Here is an 18,523-nt window from a genome sequence, read left to right as displayed (position 1 = left end):
CCCGGTTGCGTCCGTGGTCGAGTGGCAGGCAAAGATCACCCTGCTTACGTTCGAGAAATGAACCTTCGTACTGCCGCAGCGGCCCTGGTGCTGACTGCCGCCGCCTCCGTCCCGTTGTCCGGTCTCGCGCACGCTCAGCCCGACCTCGACTGCAGCGACTTCGCCTTCCAGGAGGAGGCGCAGGCGGAGTTCAACCGGGATCCAAGTGACCCGCACGGGCTGGACGAGGACCAGGGGGAGGACGACGGCATCGCGTGCGAGGTGCTGCCCCGCAGGGGCGACATCGGCACAGCCACAGCCACCACCTCAGCGCCGGCCACAGCCACCGTCACAGCCACGGTCCCGGCCCCCGTGCCGACCACCGCGACCGCCACAGCCACAGCGACGGCTACCGCCACGCCCACTCCCACTCCCGCACCCGTTCAGCCCACCGTGTCCCCCACTCTCGGGGTGAGGGGCGGCACGGGCAGTACGGCCGCAGACGGCAGCAGTACCGCCGAGACCTTGTACGGCCTCGGGCTGGCGGCCGGCGCCGCAGCTCTGACCGTTGGCTTCGTGATCGCCAAGCGACGTCGCCGCGCCAGGCGGCTGTGAGCGGTGCGGCTACGGGTAGCGCGGCAGCTGCTCCGTCGAGATCGTCCACTCGCCGATCGTGACGTCCTCGCCGTAGACGAAGTCCTTCCGGGTCGCGTACCGGGGACCGTCCGGTGTCGGGTGGATGTCGGACAGCACAGCTCCGGCACCCGTACGAGGATCGAAGATCGCGTACGCCGGGATTCCGAGCAGCGGATAGTCGCGCATCTTGCCCACCCAGTCGTTGTCCGGGTTGGACCGGGACACGACCTCTACAGCGGCGATCAGGGTGCGCGGATCGAAGGGCCCGTCGACCTCCATGTCCGCTTCGGCGATCACCATCACGTCGGGGTGACGCATGATGCCTTCAGCCTGGCCCTCCACGTCGGGAGTCCCCGTGTGGGCCACCAGCACTTCCGGCATCACCTTCTCAAGGCGCTTCCGGACGCGCAGCGTCGTCAGCTCATGGGGGCCGACGGGCACGATCATGTCGTGGACGATCCCTTCCTTCGTGATCTCGAATTTGCCGGGAAGGGTGTCGTCCATGGACTGAAGGAACTCCCGCATCGCCCCGTAGTGGGAGGCGTCCCGCCGCGCGTCGTCCGGGGCGATGGTCATGGCGTTCGCTCCTCGTCGTCTGTGGCCTGGGGCCGGAGCCATCACCTTCATGCTAGGCAGCGCCCGTCATGCCTGGACGGCATAGGCGGCAGCGGCCCGGTTCCGGGAGCTCCCTCACTGGCTCACCGCACTTCAGGACCTCGCGACCCTGGTACCGCCACCACTCGACGCCGTCCCAGATGCCCGTCACCACGACCGCCTCATGCCCTGCCCGTGTGATCACGACTTCCTCGCGGTCGTTGACGACCGCGTCCAGAGTCTCGGCGTACCTCGCGCGGGACTCGGTGTACGACATCGTCTTCATGGCCCTCCTCCAGAGGAGCGTCCTACGGAGAACTGCACCGGGCTGTAGGGCCACCAAGGTCCGGTCATGCAGTGCTTCCTGCGGTGGCCACCACGTGAACCACGCCCGCACCCCGGCAGTCGCGGCAGCGGCCCGGTTCCGGGGAGCGGAAGGGACGGTCGCAGCCCTCGCAGTCCTGGAACGGATCCGGTCGTACGACGACGGGCTCGGCCGGGAGCGGCCCCGGCATCAGCGCGGCCAGCCGGTGCGCGACCAGGCCGGCCGGGCTGATCGGCTGCTCCGGAAGGTTGGCGCTCAGCGCCTGCCGCACCGCCTCCGGCGCCGTGTTGCGCTCCAGCCAGGCGGCGACGCCGGGAGCCAGCCGGTGCACGTCCCGCTCGGCGAGCGTGAGGCGCGGGTCGTCCCGGCGCAGCCCGGCGAGGAGGTCACGGGCGGCCTGGTCGCGTACGGGGTCATGGACAAGCGGCTGGGGAAGGGGCGGCGGCGGTACGCGTTGCGGCGCGGGCGCGGGGGCCGGGGCCGCGTCGGGTTCCGGAGCCGGTTCCTGCTCCGGTGGTGGTACGTCGGCGAGCTCCGGCCAGTGGTACGCCGTGGCCTCCAGCGCCGCCGGTACGCCGACGGGGGCGGGCCGGGGCGCCTTCGGGCGCCGAGGCCGGGGCGGAGCAGCGGCGGGAGGCCGCGCCCCCGGCTGGTTGCAGGACACCGTACGGGTGACGATGCGGCCATTGGCCAACCGCTCCCGCGAGCGCTTCAGGTAGCCGCAGGCCTCCAGCTCCCGCAGGGCGGATGCGATACGGGCTTCGCTCTCCGGGAACCGGGCCGCGAGGAACTTGATGCCGATACGGGCCCCGGCGGGCAGCGACTGGATGTGTACGGCGAGCCCGATCGCGACCAGGGTCAGTTCACGGTGCTGGCTGAGGTGGTTGCCGACGACGGTGTAGCGGCTGGTGTGCCGGGAGTTGGCGTGAACAACGCCGGAACGGGCGGGAGCCCGACGATCGCCGGACGAGGCGCGCGAGCGCGCGCTAAGGTGCTGAACATCCATCGGGAAGCCCTAACTTCCTCGTTGGTCAGGCCCTCGTTCGGGATGCCAGTCCCGGCCGGGGGCCGTCGCATGTCTGTGGTTGTCGGGCCGAGCATATGCCCGGCAACCGCCCGCGAATCCACTCCAGTTGGCGAATGCCACCCGTGTGGGTGACGGGGAGGCTGGAGGGGTTGGGAGGGGTATTTCTCTCCCAGGAATTGAAAGTTCTAGGTGTCGCGCAACACCACGACGCGGCCCACCGGGTCGCGGCACACCGCGACCCGGTTCAGAGCCCCATCTCGGCCCACACCGTCTTGCACGGCACCGGCCCCGGCGTAACGCCCCAGCGGTCCGCGAGCGCGTCGACGAGCAGCAGTCCGCGTCCCGACTCTCCGTCGCCGGGCGCTGCCTGTGCCGTCGGCAACCGGTCACCGCGTGCGTCGGTCACCTCAATACGGAGCGTGTCCGTGGCCGTGACGGTGAGCGTGAGCCGGAAGTCCCGACCCGGTACGCGGCCGTGCGTCGTGGCGTTCGAGGCCAGTTCGGCGACGACGTGGGCTGCGTCCTCCAAGGGGAGTCCCCAGGACCGCAGTTGTTCTGTCGCGAGCAGGCGGGCCAGCCGGGCGCCACGGCGGGTGGCGGAGAGCTGAACGGCGAACTGGCGGGCGCTGGTGCGGGGCTGGGTGATTTCAGGATTCACATCACTCAGCGTGGCCGGATCCAACTACGCTGAACAGTGATGGTGCCTGCACGGACAGTGACTGTCCGGCCGGTACGGCGTCCGGTACGGGTGGTACGGCGGAGGTGGGTGTCGTATGAGCGGCAGCGGTGGCACGGACTACACGACGGACGAGGCGGACGGCCCCGGCTGGGACCTCAGCCTGGAGGACGACTCGGGCGCGGTACTCAAGGCGGTGAGCCGCCAGCTCAAGCTGTGGCGCGAGGCGGCGTGCCTGAAGCAGGTCGAGTTCGGCGCGGCGATCGGTTACGGCGAGGAGATGGTCTCGGCGGTGGAACGCGGCCGGCGCATCCCGAAGCCGGAGTATCTGGACCGTGCGGACGAGGTCCTGGGCGCGGACGGCAAGATCTCCGCGATGAAGAAGGACGTGGAGGAGGCCAGGTATCCCAAGAAGGTGCGGGATCTGGCGAAGCTGGAGGCGGAAGCGGTCGAGCTGGGTGCGTACGGCAACCACAACATGCACGGCCTGTTGCAGACAGAGGAGTACGCGCGGGGGCTGTTCGACGTACGACGGCCAGCCCTTTCCTCGGACAACCTCGACCGGTACGTGTCAGCCCGCATGGCGCGTCAGGAGATCTTCGACCGAACGCCGCTGACCACGCTCACCTTCGTTCAGGAGGAGGTCACACTGCGACGTCCGATCGGGGGCAGAATGGTGCTGCGCCGACAGCTCGAAAATCTGTTGCGAGTCGGCCAGTTGAGGCACGTCGAGATTCAGGTGATGCCGACGGACCGAGAGGATCACGCCGGGATGGGTGGCGAGCTCCAGCTCCTGAAGCTTAGGGACGGTTCGGCGGTGGGGCACTCCGAGGCGCAGCTCACCAGTCGCCTCGTCTCGAATCCGAAAGAGGTGCAGGTCTTGGAGCTGCGGTATGGAATTATCCGGGCCCAGGCTCTCAGCCCACGGGAGTCGATGGCCTTCATCGAAAAAGTGCTGGGGGAGACATGAACGCTGCCGAGTTGGAGTGGTTCAAGAGCAGCTACAGCGGTAGCAACAACAACGACTGTGTCGAGGTTGCGTGGACCAAGAGCAGCTACAGCGCCAGTGACAGTAACGACTGCGTCGAGATCGCCACCGGCTGCGGCACCGTCCACGTCCGGGACTCCAAGAACGTGCGCGGCCCGCAGCTCGGGTTCGCGTCCGACGCCTGGGCCGACTTCGTCGTGTACGCCTCCACGAGCTGACTGTCACAGCTGAGCCCCTGCCCGTTCGATCCGGGCAGGGGCTCAGACCGCTTTGCGGGCTGTCACCACTCTGCGAAGAGGTCCTCGGCGGAGCTGACGGTGATGGCACGGGTGAGCCAGACGCCGAGGGTATCTAGGTCGATGCAGGCGGTGATGCGTTCGCAGGTGTCGTCGGGGACGTCGATACCGCGCTGCGTGAGCAGCAGCAGGATGTCCTCCATCCGCGCCTCCAGTCGGCCCTCGATGAACATCAGATGCCTCCAGATCTGAGCTACCGCGGCGGTGCCCAGGCCCAGTTCGGCGAGTTCGAGGACGATGCTCGCGGTGTCCTTGCCCACGGCTCTCAACCCGGCGGCCAGCGCTTTCAGTACTGCATTGGCGTCCGGGGCCTTGCCGTGGGTGATTGCGGAGAGCGTGGCCAGGAGGATGTTGTCGGCGGCTGCTGCGGGGTCGGTGATGGCCGGGACGTTGTGCGGGCCCAGGACCAAGGGGCGCATCGTCAGGGTCGGCCATTGCGGGTGGCCGATGTCGACCGGGTCGGCGGCCCAGGCCGCGGTGCTCCTGTCCTGGCACACGACGAGAAGTACCGACGGAACGCCGTACTCGAGATTGAAGCGCGTCAGGGAGTAGACCCAGCTCGCACGCCTTGTCGGGTCCTCCTTCTCCTGGGCCTGGACCGCCAGCAGAAAGCTGCCGGCCGGGTCGGCGGTGTCAATGCGCAGCAGTGCGTCCACGCGGTCGGTCGGGAGCAGGGTGACGGCGACGGGGTCGTCGAAGGGGAGGTCGAGTGCCCGGAAGGTTCGGGTGAAGGCGCCCGGTGCCTCCTGGAGGACGCGGTGCATAGCGTCATGCGAAGAAGTGACCATGGCATATGACGCTAGGGAGGCGATTGCCGCTCGTGCCGCCGTATGGGGGGTCTTCACCCGCACGGGTGGACAAGGCTCCGGCGCGCCCGGGTGTAGCCCTGGGTTTGACGTGCGTCACGCACGGGGTAATCTTCTGCGCCCGATTGGCGCGGGCTGTGCCCCGTATGGCAGACTGTCGGGGTTGCTCGGTTGAGTGCCGATGCTGCGCGCCTCCCGTCGGGAGGACCGGAAGCGAGTCCCACAGTACTCGTCGCCTTAACTGCCCCTCAGGGCAGCGCTGGGGCGGACGTACGGGAATCTTTCGGGAAGCGTCAGCGGGGCTGAGACCAGGCGCCCGGTGGGTGTTCTGCCCCCGATATGCGGTCGCGGACCGCATCCCCTAGCAGGGAAAACCTTCGGGATTTCTATGTGGCGAGGATGCGACACGCCCGACCGCGTGGGTCGGAGCAGAGCGGTGCTTATCCAGACAATCCACGGGTCCCAGAGCGTTACGAGAGAACAGGACTACTAGGTAGCCATGGCGGGACAGAAGATCCGCATCCGGCTCAAGGCCTACGACCACGAGGTCATCGACTCTTCGGCGAAGAAGATCGTCGAGACGGTGACTCGCACTGGTGCGTCGGTCGCAGGCCCGGTGCCGCTGCCCACAGAGAAGAACGTGTACTGCGTCATCAAGTCGCCGCACAAGTACAAGGATTCTCGCGAGCACTTCGAGATGCGCACGCACAAGCGCCTCATCGACATCCTCGACCCCACCCCCAAGACCGTTGACTCGCTGATGCGCCTGGACCTTCCGGCCGGCGTTGACATCGAGATCAAGCTCTGAGGGGCGCGGAGATGGCTAAGCAGATTAAGGGAATCCTGGGCGAGAAGCTCGGCATGACCCAGGTCTGGGACGAGAACAACCGGGTTGTCCCGGTGACCGTCGTCAAGGCCGGGCCGAATGTCGTGACCCAGGTCCGCACGAACGACACTGACGGCTACGAGTCGGTCCAGATCGCCTTCGGCGAGATCGACCCTCGCAAGGTGAACAAGCCCCTCAAGGGCCACTTCGCCAAGGCCGACGTGACCCCGCGCCGCCACCTGGTGGAGCTCCGTACCTCCGACGCCAGCGAGTACACGCTCGGCCAGGAGATCACTGCCGAGGTGTTCGAGTCCGGCGTCAAGGTTGACGTCACGGGCAAGAGCAAGGGCAAGGGCTTCGCCGGTGTCATGAAGCGTCACAACTTCGCCGGTGGCAAGGCTTCCCACGGTGCCCACCGCGTGCACCGTAAGCCTGGTTCCATCGGTGGCTGTGCCACCCCCGGCCGTGTCTTCAAGGGCATGCGCATGGCGGGTCGTATGGGCAACGAGCGGGTCACCACCCAGAACCTGACCGTCCACGCCGTTGACGCCGAGAAGGGTCTGCTGCTCATCAAGGGCGCCGTCCCCGGCCCCAACGGTGGCCTCGTCCTGGTCCGCACCGCGGCGAAGGGGGTTTGAGGAACCGATGAGCACCATTGACATCCTTACGCCGGCAGGCGACAAGGCCGGTACCGTCGAACTCCCCGCGGAGATCTTCGACGCCAAGGTCAGCATTCCGCTGATCCACCAGGTCGTTGTCGCACAGCTGGCCGCTGCCCGTCAGGGCACGCACAAGACCAAGCGTCGCGGCGAAGTCCGTGGTGGCGGCAGGAAGCCCTACCGCCAGAAGGGCACCGGCCGCGCCCGTCAGGGTTCGACCCGCGCCCCGCAGTTCGCAGGCGGTGGCGTCGTACACGGCCCGCAGCCGCGTGACTACTCGCAGCGCACGCCCAAGAAGATGAAGGCCGCCGCTCTGCGTGGCGCCCTCACCGACCGGGCCCGCAACGCTCGCATCCACGTCGTCTCCGACGTGGTCGAGGGTGCGGTTGTGTCCACGAAGGCCGCGAAGTCCCTGCTGGGCAAGGTCAGCGAGCGCAAGCACGTGCTCCTGGTCGCCGAGCGTTCGGACGAGGCCGCGTGGCTCTCCGCCCGCAACCTGCCCCAGGTGCACCTCCTGGAGCCGGGCCAGCTCAACACGTACGACGTGCTCGTCTCCGACGACGTGGTCTTCACCAAGGCCGCTTTCGAGTCTTTCGTGTCTGGCCCCACCACGGCCGATGAGACCGAAGGGAGCGACGTCTGATGGCTGAGGCGACCGTAACCAGCAAGACCTTCACGGACCCGCGCGACGTACTCGTCAAGCCGGTTGTATCCGAGAAGAGCTACGCGCTGCTCGACGAGAACAAGTACACGTTCATCGTGGCGCCCGGCTCCAACAAGACCCAGATCAAGCAGGCCGTCCAGGCGGTCTTCGGGGTCAAGGTCACCGGGGTCAACACGATCAACCGGCAGGGTAAGCGCAAGCGCACCAAGACCGGCTTCGGCAAGCGCTCCGACACGAAGCGCGCCATCGTGACCCTCGCCGAGGGCGACCGTATCGACATCTTCGGCGGTCCGACCGCCTAACGGCGGTCTGGATCGTCCGGAATCGGACGAGGACTGAGAAATGGGAATCCGCAAGTACAAGCCGACTACGCCGGGCCGCCGTGGCTCCTCCGTAGCCGACTTTGTCGAGATCACGCGGTCCACGCCGGAGAAGTCGCTGGTCCGCCCCCTGCACAGCAAGGGCGGCCGTAACAACGCCGGTCGGATCACCGTTCGCCACCAGGGTGGCGGACACAAGCGCGCCTACCGAGTGATCGACTTCCGTCGTCACGACAAGGACGGCGTGCCGGCGAAGGTCGCGCACATCGAGTACGACCCGAACCGCACCGCGCGCATCGCGCTCCTGCACTACGCAGACGGCGAGAAGCGCTACATCATCGCACCGCGTGGCCTCACGCAGGGTGACCGGATTGAGAACGGCCCCGCGGCCGACATCAAGCCCGGCAACAACCTGGCGCTGCGCAACATCCCGGTCGGTACGACCATCCACGCCATCGAGCTTCGGCCCGGCGGCGGCGCGAAGTTCGCCCGTTCCGCGGGTGCCTCCGTGCAGCTGCTGGCGAAGGAGGGCACGATGGCCCACCTTCGTATGCCTTCCGGCGAGATCCGCCTGGTCGACGCCCGCTGCCGCGCCACGATTGGCGAGGTCGGCAACGCCGAGCAGTCGAACATCAACTGGGGCAAGGCCGGCCGTATGCGCTGGAAGGGCGTACGCCCGACCGTCCGCGGTGTCGCGATGAACCCCGTTGACCACCCGCACGGTGGTGGTGAGGGCAAGACCTCCGGTGGTCGCCACCCGGTCAGCCCGTGGGGTCAGAAGGAGGGTCGTACTCGCTCGCCGAAGAAGGCATCGAGCAAGTACATCGTCCGCCGCCGCAAGTCGAACAAGAAGCGCTAGGAGCGGGTTTAGATGCCGCGTAGTCTCAAGAAGGGGCCCTTCGTCGACGGACACCTCGTAAAGAAGGTGGACGTCCAGAACGAAGCTGGCACCAAGAACGTCATCAAGACCTGGTCCCGGCGCTCGATGATCATTCCCAGCATGCTGGGTCACACCATCGCGGTGCACAACGGCAAGATTCACGTCCCGGTGTTCGTCACCGAGTCGATGGTCGGCCACAAGCTCGGCGAGTTTGCGCCGACCCGCACCTTCCGCGGCCACGTCAAGGACGACCGCAAGTCGAAGCGCCGCTAAGGCGGGGTGCGATGACTATGAACGACACCGAAGGGACAACCATGGAAGCCAGGGCCCAGGCGCGGTACATCCGCGTCACGCCCATGAAGGCCCGCCGCGTGGTGGACCTTATCCGTGGCATGGATGCCACGGAGGCTCAGGCGGTCCTGCGTTTCGCCGCGCAGGCCGCGAGCGTGCCGGTAGGCAAGGTGCTTGACAGCGCCATTGCCAACGCTGCGCACAACTACGACCACACGGACGCCTCCTCGCTGGTCATCAGCGAGGCGTACGTCGACGAGGGCCCGACCCTGAAGCGGTTCCGTCCGCGTGCTCAGGGCCGTGCCTACCGGATCCGCAAGCGGACCAGCCACATCACCGTGGTCGTCAGCAGCAAGGAAGGTTCCCGGTAATGGGCCAGAAGGTAAACCCGCACGGGTTCCGGCTCGGCATCACCACGGACTTCAAGTCCCGTTGGTACGCCGACAAGCTGTACAAGGACTACGTCAAGGAAGACGTCGCCATCCGCAGGATGATGACGTCCGGCATGGAGCGCGCCGGCATCTCGAAGGTTGAGATCGAGCGCACCCGTGACCGCGTGCGTGTGGACATCCACACCGCACGTCCGGGCATCGTCATCGGCCGCCGTGGCGCCGAGGCCGACCGCATCCGCGGCGACCTCGAGAAGCTCACGGGCAAGCAGGTCCAGCTGAACATCCTCGAGGTCAAGAACCCCGAGATGGACGCTCAGCTGGTTGCTCAGGCCGTTGCCGAGCAGCTCTCGTCCCGCGTCTCCTTCCGTCGCGCCATGCGTAAGAGCATGCAGGGCACGATGAAGGCCGGCGCCAAGGGCATCAAGATCCAGTGTGGTGGCCGTCTCGGCGGCGCCGAGATGTCCCGGTCCGAGTTCTACCGCGAGGGTCGTGTGCCGCTGCACACGCTGCGCGCGAACGTGGACTACGGCTTCTTCGAGGCCAAGACCACCTTCGGCCGTATCGGCGTGAAGGTCTGGATCTACAAGGGCGACGTCAAGAACATCGCCGAGGTCCGTGCCGAGAACGCTGCGGCCCGTGCGGGTAACCGCCCGGCCCGTGGTGGCGGCCCGGCCGACCGTCCGGCCGGTGGCCGTGGTGGTCGTGGTGGCGAGCGTGGCGGCCGCGGCCGCAAGCCGCAGCAGGGTGCACCGGCAGCAGAGGCCCCCAAGGCCGACGCTCCCGCCACCTCTGCTCCGGCTGAGAGCACCGGAACGGAGGCCTGACCGAAATGCTGATCCCTCGTAGGGTCAAGCACCGCAAGCAGCACCACCCCAAGCGCCGCGGTATGGCGAAGGGTGGCACTGAGGTCGCATTCGGCGAGTACGGCATCCAGGCGCTGACCCCGGCCTACGTGACGAACCGCCAGATCGAGGCTGCTCGTATCGCGATGACCCGCCACATCAAGCGTGGCGGCAAGGTCTGGATCAACATCTACCCGGACCGTCCGCTGACGAAGAAGCCTGCCGAGACCCGCATGGGTTCCGGTAAGGGTTCTCCGGAGTGGTGGATCGCGAACGTGCACCCGGGTCGGGTCATGTTCGAGCTGTCCTACCCGAACGAGAAGATTGCTCGTGAGGCGCTCACCCGCGCTGCTCACAAGCTTCCGATGAAGTGCCGGATTGTTCGGCGCGAGGCAGGTGAGTCGTAATGGTGGCCGGTACGAAGGCGACTGAGCTGCGCGAGCTGAACGACGAGGACCTCGTCGCGAAGCTGCGTGAGGCCAAGGAAGAACTGTTCAACCTCCGCTTCCAGGCGGCGACCGGGCAGCTCGAGAATCACGGCCGGCTCAAGTCCGTCCGTAAGGACATCGCCCGGATCTACACCCTGATGCGCGAGCGCGAGCTGGGCATCGAGACGGTGGAGAGCGCCTGATGAGCGAGAAGAATGTGACTGAGACGACTGAGCAGCGCGGATTCCGCAAGACCCGTGAGGGTCTCGTCGTCAGCGACAAGATGGACAAGACCGTCGTCGTCGCTGTCGAGGATCGCGTCAAGCACGCCCTGTACGGCAAGGTCATCCGCCGTACGAACAAGCTCAAGGCTCACGACGAGTCCAACGCCGCAGGCGTCGGCGACCGCGTCCTCATCATGGAGACGCGTCCGCTGTCGGCGAGCAAGCGCTGGCGCATCGTCGAGATCCTCGAGAAGGCCAAGTAATAACCCCTGAGGGGTATCCCTCAGGGCAGTTCCGCCAGGCTCGGTGAGGGGTCTCCGCTGTGACATCCAGAAGCAGCGAGCCCCTCGCCGGGAACCGGCAGACGATCAGGAGATAGACGTGATCCAGCAGGAGTCGCGACTGCGTGTCGCCGACAACACGGGTGCGAAGGAAATTCTCACCATCCGTGTTCTCGGTGGCTCGGGTCGCCGCTACGCGGGCATCGGCGACGTCATCGTCGCCACCGTCAAGGACGCGATCCCCGGCGGCAACGTGAAGAAGGGTGACGTCGTCAAGGCTGTCATCGTTCGCACCGTCAAGGAGCGCCGCCGTCCGGACGGCTCGTACATCCGCTTCGACGAGAACGCCGCTGTCATTCTCAAGAACGACGGCGACCCTCGTGGCACCCGTATCTTCGGCCCGGTGGGCCGTGAGCTGCGCGAGAAGAAGTTCATGAAGATCATCTCGCTCGCGCCGGAGGTGCTGTAAGCATGAAGATCAAGAAGGGCGACCTGGTTCAGGTCATCACCGGTAAGGACAAGGGCAAGCAGGGCAAGGTCATTCTGGCCGTGCCCCGCGAGAACCGTGTCCTGGTCGAGGGTGTCAACCGGGTCAAGAAGCACACCAAGGCCGGCCAGACCGCTCGCGGTTCGCAGACCGGTGGCATTGTGACGACCGAGGCCCTGATCCACGTCAGCAACGTTCAGCTGGTTGTGGAGAAGGACGGCAAGAAGGTCGTTACCCGCGTCGGCTACCGCTTTGACGACGAGGGCAACAAGATCCGCGTTGCCAAGCGGACCGGTGAGGACATCTGATGACTACCACCACCGCACCGCGCCTCAAGCTGCGCTACCGCGAGGAGATCGCGGGCAAGCTGCGTGAAGAGTTCTCGTACGAGAACGTCATGCAGATCCCCGGTCTCGTCAAGATCGTGGTCAACATGGGTGTGGGCGACGCCGCCCGCGACTCCAAGCTGATCGATGGCGCCATTCGCGACCTCACCACGATCACGGGCCAGAAGCCGGCCGTCACCAAGGCCCGGAAGTCCATCGCGCAGTTCAAGCTGCGCGAGGGTCAGCCGATCGGCTGCCACGTCACCCTCCGCGGTGACCGCATGTGGGAGTTCCTGGACCGTACGCTGTCGCTCGCGCTGCCGCGTATCCGTGACTTCCGTGGTCTGTCGCCGAAGCAGTTCGACGGCCGTGGCAACTACACCTTCGGTCTCACGGAGCAGGTCATGTTCCACGAGATCGACCAGGACAAGATCGACCGGGTCCGGGGCATGGACATCACCGTGGTCACCACGGCGACCAACGACGACGAGGGTCGTGCCCTCCTTCGTCACCTCGGCTTCCCGTTCAAGGAGAACTGACCGTGGCGAAGAAGGCCCTGATCGCTAAGGCGGCCCGCAAGCCGAAGTTCGCTGTGCGCGCGTACACGCGTTGCCAGCGCTGCGGCCGGCCGCACTCCGTCTACCGCAAGTTCGGCCTGTGCCGCGTGTGCCTTCGTGAGATGGCTCACCGTGGCGAGCTGCCGGGCGTAACCAAGAGCTCCTGGTAGTACGGGACTTCCCGTACTCCGGATGCTCTCGGTAAGTATCTGGTCGGCAGGAGCCCGACACCGCATGCCGTAGGCTTGCGGGGTTGGGCGCCTGCCGCCCTGACCGACTTACTACGCCGTAGGTCCCCGCACCGCACCCGTCCCGCCACTGAGTGGGGAGAGGGATGGCGCATACAGGAAACCCCGGCGAGAGAGGCCGAAGGCCAATTCATGACCATGACTGATCCGATCGCGGACATGCTGACTCGTCTGCGTAACGCGAACTCGGCGTACCACGACACCGTGGCTATGCCGCACAGCAAGATCAAGTCGCACATCGCGGAGATCCTCCAGCAGGAGGGCTTCATCACTGGCTGGAAGGTCGAGGACGCCGAAGTTGGCAAGTCCCTCGTCCTCGAGCTGAAGTTCGGCCCGAACCGTGAGCGCTCCATTGCGGGCATCAAGCGGATCTCGAAGCCGGGTCTGCGCGTTTACGCGAAGTCCACCAACCTGCCGAAGGTCCTCGGCGGCCTGGGCGTGGCGATCATCTCCACGTCCCACGGTCTCCTGACCGGCCAGCAGGCAGGCAAGAAGGGCGTAGGTGGGGAAGTCCTCGCCTACGTCTGGTAGTCGGGAAAGGAAGGAAAGCTAATGTCGCGAATCGGCAAGCTCCCCATCCAGGTTCCCGCCGGTGTGGACGTCACCATCGATGGCCGCACGGTCGCGGTGAAGGGCCCCAAGGGTTCCCTCTCGCACACCGTCGCAGCGCCCATCGAGGTCACCAAGGGCGAGGACGGCACCCTCTCGGTGCTGCGCCCCAACGACGAGCGTCAGAACAAGGCCCTCCACGGCCTGTCCCGCACGCTGGTGGCGAACATGATCACCGGCGTGACCGCGGGTTACACGAAGGCGCTCGAGATCAGCGGTGTCGGTTACCGCGTCCAGGCGAAGGGCTCCAACCTGGAGTTCGCCCTGGGCTACAGCCACCCGATCGTCGTTGAGGCCCCCGAGGGCATCACCTTCAAGGTCGAGTCGCCCACGAAGCTCAGCGTCGAGGGCATCGACAAGCAGAAGGTCGGCGAGGTCGCCGCTAACATCCGCAAGCTGCGGAAGCCCGACCCGTACAAGGCCAAGGGCGTCAAGTACGCCGGCGAGGTTATCCGCCGCAAGGTTGGAAAGGCGGGTAAGTAAGCCATGGCATACGGTGTAAAGATCGCCAAGGGTGACGCGTACAAGCGCGCTGCCATCAAGCGCCGCCACATCCGCGTCCGCAAGCACGTCTCCGGTACGCCGGAGCGTCCTCGCCTGGTCGTGACGCGCTCCAACCGCAACATCGTTGCTCAGGTCATCGACGACATCGCGGGCCACACGCTCGCGTCGGCGTCGACCCTGGACGCTTCGATCCGCGGTGGCGAGGCCGACAAGAGCGCCCAGGCCCAGCAGGTCGGCGCACTTGTCGCCGAGCGTGCCAAGGCTGCCGGCGTCGAGGCCGTCGTGTTCGACCGTGGTGGCAACAGGTACGCCGGGCGCATTGCCGCTCTGGCTGACGCCGCCCGCGAAGCCGGGCTGAAGTTCTAAGCCCCGGTTCCGGGACTAACGGACGTAACAGAGAGAGGTAAATCCAATGGCTGGACCCCAGCGCCGCGGAAGCGGTGCCGGTGGCGGCGAGCGGCGGGACCGGAAGGGTCGCGACGGTGGCCCTGCCGCCGAGAAGACCGCTTACGTTGAGCGCGTTGTCGCGATCAACCGCGTTGCCAAGGTTGTCAAGGGTGGTCGCCGCTTCAGCTTCACCGCGCTGGTCGTGGTGGGCGACGGTGACGGCACTGTAGGCGTCGGATACGGCAAGGCCAAGGAAGTTCCCGCGGCCATTGCCAAGGGCGTTGAAGAGGCCAAGAAGTCCTTCTTCAAGGTTCCGCGCATCCAGGGCACCATCCCTCACCCGATTCAGGGCGAGAAGGCTGCGGGCGTCGTCCTGCTCAAGCCGGCTTCCCCCGGTACCGGCGTTATCGCCGGTGGCCCGGTGCGAGCCGTGCTCGAGTGCGCCGGCGTTCACGACATCCTGTCGAAGTCGCTCGGCTCGTCGAACCCGATCAACATCGTCCACGCGACTGTGACGGCCCTCAAGGGTCTGCAGCGTCCCGAGGAGATCGCGGCTCGCCGTGGTCTGCCCCTCGAGGACGTGGCCCCCGCGGCCCTGCTCCGTGCGCGTGCGGGAGCGGGTGCGTAATGGCCCGTCTCCAGATCACGCAGACGAAGTCGTACATCGGCAGCAAGCAGAACCACCGCGACACCCTGCGTTCGCTCGGGCTCAAGCGCCTGAACGACGTGGTTGTCAAGGAGGACCGCCCCGAGTTCCGCGGAATGGTTCACACCGTCCGCCACCTCGTGACGGTTGAGGAGGTCGACTGACATGGCTGAGTCCTCGGCGAATAACCCGCTGAAGGTCCACAACCTCCGGCCCGCCCCGGGCGCCAAGACCGCCAAGACCCGTGTGGGTCGTGGCGAGGCGTCCAAGGGTAAGACCGCAGGTCGTGGTACCAAGGGCACCAAGGCCCGTTACCAGGTTCCGCAGCGCTTCGAGGGCGGGCAGATGCCCCTCCACATGCGTCTGCCGAAGCTCAAGGGCTTCCGGAACCCGTTCCGCACCGAGTACCAGGTCGTGAACCTGGACAAGCTCGCCGACCTCTACCCGCAGGGTGGAGAGGTCACGGTGGCCGACCTGGTCGCCAAGGGTGCGGTTCGTAAGAACGAACTCGTCAAGGTGCTCGGCGCCGGCGAGATCTCCGTGGCGCTGACGGTGACGGTTGACGCCGTTTCCGCCTCCGCCAAGGAGAAGATCGCTGCCGCTGGCGGCACCGTCACCGAGCTCGTCTGAGAGACGAGCCCGATGGCTTGAACATCGACCGGGGATGCCTCACATATGGGGCATCCCCGGTTGGTCGTTCCAAGGGGGGCATCGTCGCCGGTATGGTGGCGTGCACCGTTAACTTCCGTGCGGTGTGTCCGCACGGCTTTTGACTGCTTTGTATTCGTGTACTAGTTGCATTCGTTGTTCCGTCGGATTCGTCGATCCTCAATACCGTCACCTCTGACGCAGTAGCGCGGGGGTCGCAGGAGGCACCGTGCTCACCGCGTTCGCCCGGGCGTTCAAGACGCCCGACCTGCGCAAGAAGCTGCTCTTCACACTGGGCATCATCGTGCTGTACCGGCTCGGGGCCCACGTTCCGGTTCCCGGCGTCAACTACAAGAACGTGCAGATCTGTGTCGACCAGGCGCAGACCGGCGGGCTCTTCGGGCTCGTCAACCTGTTCAGCGGTGGAGCCCTGCTGCAGATCACGATCTTCGCGCTCGGCATCATGCCGTACATCACGGCGAGCATCATCCTGCAGCTGCTGACCGTGGTGATCCCGCGGCTGGAGGCCCTCAAGAAGGAGGGACAGTCCGGTACGGCCAAGATCACGCAGTACACGCGTTATCTGACGGTCGCCCTGGCCGTGCTGCAGGGCACCGGTCTGGTGGCCACCGCCCGCAACGGTGCGATCTTCCAGGGCTGCCCGGTCGCTGGGCAGATCGTCCCGGACAAGTCCATCTTCATCACCATCGTGATGGTCGTCACGATGACCGCGGGCACTGCGGCCGTCATGTGGCTCGGTGAGCTCGTGACCGACCGCGGCATCGGCAACGGCATGTCGATCCTGATGTTCATCTCGATCGCCGCTGGCTTCCCGGGCGCGCTGTGGGCTATCAAGGAGAAGGGCGAACTCGCGAACGGCTGGATCGAGTTCGGCATCGTGATGCTCGTCGGCTTCGCCATGGTTGGCCTCGTGGTCTTCGTTGAACAGGCGCAGCGCAGGATCCCCGTGCAATATGCGAAGCGCATGATCGGGCGGAAGTCCTACGGCGGTACGTCCACTTACATCCCGCTGAAGGTCAACCAGGCCGGTGTGATCCCGGTCATCTTCGCTTCGTCGCTGCTCTACATCCCGATGCTCATCGTTCAGTTCAGCGGTGGGGGGGCAAACTCCGGCTGGGGTAGGTGGATTCAGCTCAACTTCATCGATGGCAAGCCCATCTACATCGCCACCTACTTCCTGTTGATCGTGTTCTTCGCCTTCTTCTATGTGGCGATTTCGTTCAACCCCGAGGAAGTCGCCGACAACATGAAGAAGTATGGTGGCTTCATCCCGGGTATCCGGGCAGGTCGGCCTACCGCCGAGTACCTGAGCTACGTGCTCAACCGGATCACGTGGCCGGGCTCGCTGTACCTGGGCCTGATTGCTCTTGTGCCGACGACGGCGTTGGCCGGCTTCGACGCGAACGCGGACTTCCCCTTTGGTGGAACAAGCATCCTCATCATCGTGGGTGTGGGTCTCGAGACCGTGAAGCAGATCGAGAGTCAGCTCCAGCAGCGCAATTACGAAGGGTTCCTCCGCTGATGCGAATCGTCCTCGTCGGGCCGCCCGGTGCGGGCAAGGGAACGCAGGCCGCGTTCCTTGCCAAGAACCTGGGTATCCCGCACATCTCCACGGGTGATCTCTTCCGCGCCAACATCAGCCAGGAGACTGAGCTGGGTCGTCAGGCCAAGTCCTACATGAACGCGGGAAACCTGGTGCCGGACGAGGTCACCATCGGGATGGCCGAGGACCGTATGCGGCAGTCTGACGCGGAGAACGGGTTCCTGCTCGATGGGTTCCCGCGGAACGTCTCCCAGGCGGTCGCGCTCGACGCGTTCCTCGACGGCACGGGCACGAAGTTGGACGCCGTGCTCGATCTCGAGGTGCCTGAGGACGAGATCGTCAAGCGGATCGCGGGACGGCGGATCTGCCGGAACGACTCCGCGCACGTCTTCCACGTGTTCTACGCGTCCCCGAAGACGGAGGGTGTGTGCGACGTCTGCGGTGGTGAGTTGTACCAGCGCGGGGACGACACCGAGGCGACGGTCCGGAACCGGCTCGACGTGTACCACCGCGAGACCGAGCCGATCATCGACCACTACAAGGCCCAGGGCCTCGTGGTGACGATCTCCGCGCTCGGTAAGGTCGAAGAGGTCACGCGGCGGGCCATGGCGGCTCTGCCCCAGCTGAGGCATTGAGCAGGGTCCTGCAGAGCCCCCTGCCTAGATCGCAGGGCCACGTCGCATGCTCTCACTGAGCCAGTAACGAAGCCCCCGCCGTCCGATCGGGACGACGGGGGCTTCTTCACGGGCTACTGGATGACCGTGGACATACAAGAGTCTGATTGGTACGGTCGTATCGATCATTGTGGTAACGCCCAAACAGCGTTACTCGCAAGGCGTTTTGGGTCGTTACGCGACCCATACAGCAAGGGGGGCTATCAAATGGCTAAAACTATGTTCAAGCGTGGAGCCGTGGTCGTTGCGGCCGCTGCCATGTCGATCGGTTTCACGGCGGCGCCGGCTTTTGCCGCAAACCAGTACCTCACCCTGAGTGGCCGTGGCCAGATGACGCACATCGACGACGGGGACGTCTTCCGGGTCTGCGACACCAACGCTGACGGCCACGGCGTTACCGGATATCTGAGGACCATCAACACATCGAATGAGATAAGGACTGTCCTCACCGTCGACGATGGCGGTGACGCTGGTTGCGACTCGAAGGGCTACGACATCATGTTCAACCAGCCCTACGACATGCTGCTGTGCTGGAACGGCGGCGGTGGCTGCGTCGTGTCTGCGGTGTTCGACGAGTAACGAGTAAGCCGCTCGAAGCATCCAAGCTCCGGTCAGTGCAGGCGATCAACCGATATGCCTGCATCGACCGGAGCTTTGCTGCGTTGGACGTGACGCCTCCGCCCGCTTCAGAGCACATCTGTCTGTACGCGTATCCTGGAGCGCCGCAATACCAGTGCCA

General features: G+C 65.9%; 32 protein-coding genes. 27 read left to right on the top strand and 5 right to left on the bottom strand.

Annotated features, from left to right (window positions below):
- Positions 1-57 precede the first annotated feature (57 nt).
- Positions 58-594 carry an excalibur calcium-binding protein gene (locus ABZX79_RS13575; RefSeq protein ID WP_355255581.1) on the top strand — a complete coding sequence of 179 codons (537 nt, stop codon included), beginning with the start codon at positions 58-60 and terminating at the stop codon, positions 592-594.
- 9 nt (positions 595-603) lie between these two features.
- Here the strand turns inward: ABZX79_RS13575 and ABZX79_RS13570 are convergent, their stop codons facing one another.
- From ABZX79_RS13570 to ABZX79_RS13555, 4 genes are all read right to left on the bottom strand, one after another.
- Positions 604-1,191 carry a Uma2 family endonuclease gene (locus tag ABZX79_RS13570; RefSeq protein WP_355255578.1) on the bottom strand — a complete coding sequence of 196 codons (588 nt, stop codon included), beginning with the start codon at positions 1,189-1,191 and terminating at the stop codon, positions 604-606.
- A gap of 52 nt (positions 1,192-1,243) precedes the next feature.
- Entirely contained in the window at positions 1,244-1,495 is a 252-nt protein-coding gene (locus tag ABZX79_RS13565) for a type II toxin-antitoxin system Phd/YefM family antitoxin (protein ID WP_355255575.1), read from the bottom strand.
- Positions 1,496-1,559: 64 nt separating this feature from the next.
- Positions 1,560-2,540 carry a helix-turn-helix domain-containing protein gene (locus ABZX79_RS13560; RefSeq protein ID WP_355255572.1) on the bottom strand — a complete coding sequence of 327 codons (981 nt, stop codon included), beginning with the start codon at positions 2,538-2,540 and terminating at the stop codon, positions 1,560-1,562.
- 265 nt (positions 2,541-2,805) lie between these two features.
- The gene (locus ABZX79_RS13555; RefSeq protein WP_355255569.1) at positions 2,806-3,219 is read right to left on the bottom strand and encodes an ATP-binding protein; all 414 of its coding nucleotides are present in this window, start codon (positions 3,217-3,219) and stop codon (positions 2,806-2,808) included.
- A gap of 115 nt (positions 3,220-3,334) precedes the next feature.
- Between ABZX79_RS13555 and ABZX79_RS13550 the strand changes: the two genes are divergently transcribed.
- Both ABZX79_RS13550 and ABZX79_RS13545 read left to right on the top strand, forming a co-directional pair.
- Positions 3,335-4,207 carry a helix-turn-helix transcriptional regulator gene (locus tag ABZX79_RS13550; RefSeq protein ID WP_355255566.1) on the top strand — a complete coding sequence of 291 codons (873 nt, stop codon included), beginning with the start codon at positions 3,335-3,337 and terminating at the stop codon, positions 4,205-4,207.
- Positions 4,204-4,443, top strand: a complete 240-nt coding sequence (locus ABZX79_RS13545; RefSeq protein ID WP_355255564.1) for a DUF397 domain-containing protein — start codon at positions 4,204-4,206, stop codon at positions 4,441-4,443. The genes ABZX79_RS13550 and ABZX79_RS13545 overlap by 4 nt, the downstream gene beginning before the upstream one ends.
- A gap of 62 nt (positions 4,444-4,505) precedes the next feature.
- Here ABZX79_RS13545 and ABZX79_RS13540 read toward each other — a convergent pair whose 3' ends face one another.
- Entirely contained in the window at positions 4,506-5,309 is an 804-nt protein-coding gene (locus tag ABZX79_RS13540) for a hypothetical protein (protein WP_355255561.1), read from the bottom strand.
- A gap of 517 nt (positions 5,310-5,826) precedes the next feature.
- Between ABZX79_RS13540 and rpsJ the strand changes: the two genes are divergently transcribed.
- The 24 genes from rpsJ to ABZX79_RS13420 all read left to right on the top strand — a co-directional run bounded on the left by rpsJ (position 5,827) and on the right by ABZX79_RS13420 (position 18,363).
- A complete protein-coding gene (gene rpsJ / locus ABZX79_RS13535; protein ID WP_003948644.1) occupies positions 5,827-6,135 on the top strand; it encodes a 30S ribosomal protein S10 in 309 nt (102 codons plus the stop codon).
- Between the two features lie 11 nt (positions 6,136-6,146).
- Positions 6,147-6,791 carry a 50S ribosomal protein L3 gene (gene rplC / locus ABZX79_RS13530; RefSeq protein WP_069927448.1) on the top strand — a complete coding sequence of 215 codons (645 nt, stop codon included), beginning with the start codon at positions 6,147-6,149 and terminating at the stop codon, positions 6,789-6,791.
- A 7-nt stretch (positions 6,792-6,798) separates the two neighbouring features.
- A complete protein-coding gene (rplD, locus tag ABZX79_RS13525) occupies positions 6,799-7,455 on the top strand; it encodes a 50S ribosomal protein L4 (protein ID WP_215135507.1) in 657 nt (218 codons plus the stop codon).
- A complete protein-coding gene (gene rplW, locus ABZX79_RS13520) occupies positions 7,455-7,778 on the top strand; it encodes a 50S ribosomal protein L23 (protein WP_215135509.1) in 324 nt (107 codons plus the stop codon). Before rplD ends, rplW begins: the two co-directional genes overlap by 1 nt.
- Before the next feature lie 40 nt (positions 7,779-7,818).
- Entirely contained in the window at positions 7,819-8,655 is an 837-nt protein-coding gene (rplB, locus tag ABZX79_RS13515) for a 50S ribosomal protein L2 (protein WP_214920411.1), read from the top strand.
- 12 nt (positions 8,656-8,667) lie between these two features.
- A complete protein-coding gene (rpsS, locus tag ABZX79_RS13510) occupies positions 8,668-8,949 on the top strand; it encodes a 30S ribosomal protein S19 (protein WP_138894198.1) in 282 nt (93 codons plus the stop codon).
- Between the two features lie 41 nt (positions 8,950-8,990).
- On the top strand, positions 8,991-9,338 hold the full coding sequence (gene rplV, locus ABZX79_RS13505; protein ID WP_069927445.1) for a 50S ribosomal protein L22: 348 nt from the start codon (positions 8,991-8,993) through the stop codon (positions 9,336-9,338).
- Positions 9,338-10,183, top strand: a complete 846-nt coding sequence (gene rpsC / locus ABZX79_RS13500) for a 30S ribosomal protein S3 (protein WP_214974338.1) — start codon at positions 9,338-9,340, stop codon at positions 10,181-10,183. The genes rplV and rpsC overlap by 1 nt, the downstream gene beginning before the upstream one ends.
- 5 nt (positions 10,184-10,188) lie before the next feature.
- The gene (gene rplP / locus ABZX79_RS13495) at positions 10,189-10,608 is read left to right on the top strand and encodes a 50S ribosomal protein L16 (protein WP_028812370.1); all 420 of its coding nucleotides are present in this window, start codon (positions 10,189-10,191) and stop codon (positions 10,606-10,608) included.
- Positions 10,608-10,832: a 50S ribosomal protein L29 gene (gene rpmC / locus ABZX79_RS13490; protein WP_138894199.1), complete on the top strand. Its 225-nt coding sequence runs from the start codon at positions 10,608-10,610 to the stop codon at positions 10,830-10,832. The genes rplP and rpmC overlap by 1 nt, the downstream gene beginning before the upstream one ends.
- Entirely contained in the window at positions 10,832-11,116 is a 285-nt protein-coding gene (gene rpsQ, locus ABZX79_RS13485; RefSeq protein WP_028812368.1) for a 30S ribosomal protein S17, read from the top strand. The genes rpmC and rpsQ overlap by 1 nt, the downstream gene beginning before the upstream one ends.
- 118 nt (positions 11,117-11,234) lie before the next feature.
- Positions 11,235-11,603, top strand: a complete 369-nt coding sequence (gene rplN / locus ABZX79_RS13480; protein ID WP_003974257.1) for a 50S ribosomal protein L14 — start codon at positions 11,235-11,237, stop codon at positions 11,601-11,603.
- A 2-nt stretch (positions 11,604-11,605) separates the two neighbouring features.
- A complete protein-coding gene (gene rplX, locus ABZX79_RS13475) occupies positions 11,606-11,929 on the top strand; it encodes a 50S ribosomal protein L24 (RefSeq protein WP_069927444.1) in 324 nt (107 codons plus the stop codon).
- Entirely contained in the window at positions 11,929-12,486 is a 558-nt protein-coding gene (gene rplE / locus ABZX79_RS13470) for a 50S ribosomal protein L5 (protein ID WP_028812366.1), read from the top strand. Before rplX ends, rplE begins: the two co-directional genes overlap by 1 nt.
- A 2-nt stretch (positions 12,487-12,488) precedes the next feature.
- Positions 12,489-12,674: a type Z 30S ribosomal protein S14 gene (locus ABZX79_RS13465; protein WP_004571834.1), complete on the top strand. Its 186-nt coding sequence runs from the start codon at positions 12,489-12,491 to the stop codon at positions 12,672-12,674.
- Positions 12,675-12,884: 210 nt separating this feature from the next.
- Positions 12,885-13,283 carry a 30S ribosomal protein S8 gene (rpsH, locus tag ABZX79_RS13460; RefSeq protein ID WP_028812365.1) on the top strand — a complete coding sequence of 133 codons (399 nt, stop codon included), beginning with the start codon at positions 12,885-12,887 and terminating at the stop codon, positions 13,281-13,283.
- Between the two features lie 21 nt (positions 13,284-13,304).
- Entirely contained in the window at positions 13,305-13,844 is a 540-nt protein-coding gene (gene rplF / locus ABZX79_RS13455; protein WP_355255548.1) for a 50S ribosomal protein L6, read from the top strand.
- A gap of 3 nt (positions 13,845-13,847) precedes the next feature.
- Positions 13,848-14,231 carry a 50S ribosomal protein L18 gene (gene rplR / locus ABZX79_RS13450; RefSeq protein ID WP_028812363.1) on the top strand — a complete coding sequence of 128 codons (384 nt, stop codon included), beginning with the start codon at positions 13,848-13,850 and terminating at the stop codon, positions 14,229-14,231.
- Between the two features lie 46 nt (positions 14,232-14,277).
- Positions 14,278-14,880, top strand: a complete 603-nt coding sequence (rpsE, locus tag ABZX79_RS13445; protein WP_355255544.1) for a 30S ribosomal protein S5 — start codon at positions 14,278-14,280, stop codon at positions 14,878-14,880.
- Complete coding sequence (gene rpmD, locus ABZX79_RS13440) at positions 14,880-15,062, top strand: 50S ribosomal protein L30 (protein ID WP_028812361.1); 183 nt, start codon at positions 14,880-14,882, stop codon at positions 15,060-15,062. The genes rpsE and rpmD overlap by 1 nt, the downstream gene beginning before the upstream one ends.
- Position 15,063: 1 nt before the next feature.
- Positions 15,064-15,528 carry a 50S ribosomal protein L15 gene (gene rplO / locus ABZX79_RS13435; RefSeq protein ID WP_355255541.1) on the top strand — a complete coding sequence of 155 codons (465 nt, stop codon included), beginning with the start codon at positions 15,064-15,066 and terminating at the stop codon, positions 15,526-15,528.
- Between the two features lie 247 nt (positions 15,529-15,775).
- A complete protein-coding gene (gene secY, locus ABZX79_RS13430) occupies positions 15,776-17,089 on the top strand; it encodes a preprotein translocase subunit SecY (RefSeq protein ID WP_355255538.1) in 1,314 nt (437 codons plus the stop codon).
- The gene (locus ABZX79_RS13425) at positions 17,089-17,745 is read left to right on the top strand and encodes an adenylate kinase (protein WP_355255535.1); all 657 of its coding nucleotides are present in this window, start codon (positions 17,089-17,091) and stop codon (positions 17,743-17,745) included. The genes secY and ABZX79_RS13425 overlap by 1 nt, the downstream gene beginning before the upstream one ends.
- Before the next feature lie 246 nt (positions 17,746-17,991).
- A complete protein-coding gene (locus ABZX79_RS13420; protein WP_355255532.1) occupies positions 17,992-18,363 on the top strand; it encodes a hypothetical protein in 372 nt (123 codons plus the stop codon).
- Positions 18,364-18,523: the final 160 nt, after the last annotated feature.

The organism is Streptomyces sp. NPDC002994, from assembly GCF_040611155.1.
Classification (GTDB): Bacteria; Actinomycetota; Actinomycetes; order Streptomycetales; family Streptomycetaceae; genus Streptomyces.
This window is presented reverse-complemented; position numbering and strand designations above follow the sequence as displayed.